The organism is Arthrobacter sp. P1_B4 (genome assembly GCF_056406555.1).
In genome coordinates this window covers 1-3,301 of record NZ_JBFTZW010000161.1, presented here as the reverse complement: position 1 = coordinate 3,301, position 3,301 = coordinate 1, and the positions used below count along the sequence as shown (strand labels likewise).

Sequence of the window (3,301 nt, the reverse complement as noted above, 5' to 3'; positions counted from 1 at the left end):
CTCCATCAACACCGCCACCTTCGCCGAGGCCACTCAGCTAGATTTCTGCGGCATCCAGAAGATGGTGGACGCCGCAGGGATCCACAGCGGCGTGGACAACGCCCGGGTGAACATGCACCAGCTGGGCAACCTGCTGGGCGCCATCGGCGTGGCGCCGCTCCATCTGGCCAACGCGTTTGCCACCTTCGCCAACGACGGAAACTACTGCGCACCGATTGCCATTTCGGCAGTGAACGACGCGGCGGGACAGAAACTGCCGGCCGAGACCAGCGCCTGTCACAGGGCGATCAAGCCCGAGGTCGCCCGCGGCGTGAACGCCGTGCTGCAGGACGTGCTGAAACGCGGGTCCGGCGTTTACATCAAGCCCAAGGTCCAGGAGCGGTTCCCGGTCGCGGCCAAGACGGGCACGTCCAATACCAATGGCGCCACCTGGGTGGTGGGCTACACAAGCGGCCTCGCGACGGCTTCCTTCTTCGGCGACGCCTTGGAGGGCCAGAAGCGGCCCGGGCAGAACATCACCGTCAACGGCAAGTTCTACAAGGCCATTGACGGGTACATGCTCGCCGGCCCGCAGTGGGCGAACTACATGCTGCAGGTCGCCGGGTACTACCCCACCGCCCCCTTCCCGGCGCCGCCGGAGTCCATGACCCGGACGCCCTCCGCGAGCCGCACGCCCCCTACGACCCGCACGCCGTGCTTCCCCGGTTTTAATAGTGCGTTGTGTCGCTGACACTGGCCCGAAATGCTCTGGATCCAATGCCGCGCTCTATGCCAACGGGGCCCGGAGCCTCTATCCTCTTGCCATGGGAGACGGGGCCAATTTCCGGCGAGGGGAATCGCGCCACCGCGCGCGGGTGGCTCATGAATCCCGATAGCGCCCAGCCTCACGACAACTACGACGCGTTCCTGTCGAGGCTGGACGCCGCCACCAGCAGCCTGAGCACCCGGGCCGCGTCGCTGGACAAAGCACTGGCAGCCGTTTCCCTCCTCTTGGGACCATCTGAGTCCGCCGTTCGGAAATGGGAACGACGGCGCCATTACGTCGGTGAGCAGCTCGCCGTTCACTCGGGGTCCCCGCAGTCCTACACCGCGCTGTGCGAGCTCCACGTCGTGGCAGGAAAGATGGAAGCAATGCTCCGGGGCCGTGTCCAGCGTGTCACCGAGAAGCTGGCGGTCATGCAAGGGCGTCGTGAGGCCATCGACAAGTCATTGCTGGAGCTTGAGCTGAGCAGAATTAAGCTGACGTCGTCCCGGATGCTGTCACAGGACCGCGAAAAGTTGAGCAGCATCTTTTCCGAAATCGCCGGCTCCACCGCGGCCAAAGGAGCCATTCCCGATATGGGGTTGCTGGGCGATCTCAAGGAAGCACGCGAGGCAATCATCCTGGCCGAAGCGCTCATGGAAGTGAAGGGGTACTAATCATGGAAATTTCACGGCGCGATCAGCCCCGGAAGGACATCGTCGCCCTCGTTCGCTGGTCAAAGAAACCGGGCGAAAACCCCGTCTTCAAGTTCGTCATGTCGAGTATTTTGGGGCTGATCGTGTGCCTGTTCCTGATGATCTTTCTGCCCTTCCTCAGAAGTTTCGGTGCCCTGGTTTTGTTCACCCTCTTCTTCGCCGCGCTTCTGACGGTGCGCACGGTCATGGCCCAGCAGCGCTTCATGCGGGGGCTGACCAAGAGGATCAATGACACCCTCGCAGAGGTCACGAGCAGCCCGGGTGACCAATTGTCGGTCAGGCAATTCCGGCACATGACCAAGACCGGCGAGCAGCTTCCGCTCCTTGTCAGCGGCGTACCCGGGCTGAACCTGCATGTGGCCCGGGCGTCAACGCTGGAGAAACATGCCCCCGAGAAATGGGTTGCGGTCTTCACGGTTGTGCCTCCGGAGAACGGAACCGCCAGCTTCGACCGCCTGGTGGCGGCAGCAGTCAACGCCGGCCCCGGTACCACCAGCGCGAAAGCGTCCTAGCGGCGGGAGCCTGCCGCCGGTTGCTCCAAATCATTCAGCGCCCGCTGGGGGCTGCGTCCTCGGTTACGCAGAACGGGCAAGCGGGACGTTCTGCCCTATCCTCTGGGCCCCATACGCCCAACAGTGAGGACATGACGACCACGTCGGGTCGCCTGCTGTCTCTGCTCAGCAACTTGTGGGTTGCTGTCTTCTTCCCTCCCAGGAGTGCAGAGAATTCAGGGATCTGGTTCCGGGGACCGAAAATGACGCCAAGACAACATGTTGACCGGGTGAGCGCCGAGGACATGATGTCCTTGGACGCGGACATCGGCTCAGCGCCAATGCAAGTCGGGGCCATCCTCATGCTCAGCACGGAAGGCAGCGAAGATTCGGCACCCCTCCTGGAAGCACTGGCGCGTCGGCTCGGCACTGTCCCCCGGCTGCGCCAGCGGCTGGTCTCTGTCCCCTTCGGCTGCGGGCGGCCCATTTGGGCGGATGATTCCGGCTTTGATCCGGCACACCATCTGGGCGTGATCGCCTGTCCGGCGCCCGGCGGTGAGGAAGCGGTGCTGAACATTGCGGCCGAAATGCTCGCTGCACCGCTGTCCCGCGACCGTCCTCTCTGGTCAGCCAAGCTCATCACCGGCGTAAGCCCGGACCTGTCAGCGCTTGTTTTCGTCTTTCATCATGTCCTCACAGATGGAATTGGAGGTCTCGCCGTCCTGGAGGCCCTGGCAGCCGCGGAAGCCGGGTGGAATGGTCGCCGGGAGCCAGAGATTCCATACTCGGCGCTGTACCTGGCCATTGATGCTGCAAGGAGCCGAGTCAACGCACTGGCCCGGCTCCCGGCCGCACTGCGGACCGCAGCCGCCGGAGCCTCCGAACTGCGGCAGACGGGCAAACCCCGGGCTGCCCGCACCTCACTCAACCGCCCGACAGGTCCGCAACGGACGCTTGCCGTCCTCCGCTGCGACATGGAGGCAGTCAGAACCGCCGCGCACATGCAGGGAGCGACGGTCAACGATCTCATCCTCACCGCCGTCGCGACAGCCCTGCACCGCCTGCTCCTGGCACGGGGCGAATATGTCGAAGAGTTCGTCATCTCCGTGCTGTTTTCTGCACGCCGCCACACGACAATCACCTATCTGGGGAACCGGAGCGGCATCATCCCGGTGACCGTTCCCGCGGTCGGTCCGGCCAAGGGACGGGTGGCAGCCGTTGCCGCAACGATGAGGAGTGTCAAGCAGCGGCCTCCCGGAGCCTCCACTGCAATCATCGGCCCCATATCCCGGGTCGCAGCGCACCTTGGCGCCTACCGCTTCGTCATAGACCACCAACACCTTGTCCATACA

General features: G+C 64.1%; 4 protein-coding genes. All 4 read left to right on the top strand.

The features are described from left to right. A partial coding sequence (locus AC1D1W_RS20245) for a penicillin-binding transpeptidase domain-containing protein (protein WP_476944647.1) occupies positions 1-730 on the top strand: 730 nt, incomplete at its 5' end. A 131-nt stretch (positions 731-861) separates the two neighbouring features. After that, complete coding sequence (locus AC1D1W_RS20240; RefSeq protein ID WP_243177282.1) at positions 862-1,419, top strand: hypothetical protein; 558 nt, start codon at positions 862-864, stop codon at positions 1,417-1,419. A 2-nt stretch (positions 1,420-1,421) separates the two neighbouring features. Beyond that, complete coding sequence (locus AC1D1W_RS20235) at positions 1,422-1,970, top strand: hypothetical protein (protein ID WP_476944646.1); 549 nt, start codon at positions 1,422-1,424, stop codon at positions 1,968-1,970. Between the two features lie 269 nt (positions 1,971-2,239). Continuing rightward, the coding region (locus tag AC1D1W_RS20230; RefSeq protein ID WP_476944645.1) for a wax ester/triacylglycerol synthase domain-containing protein at positions 2,240-3,301 on the top strand (1,062 nt) is incomplete at its 3' end.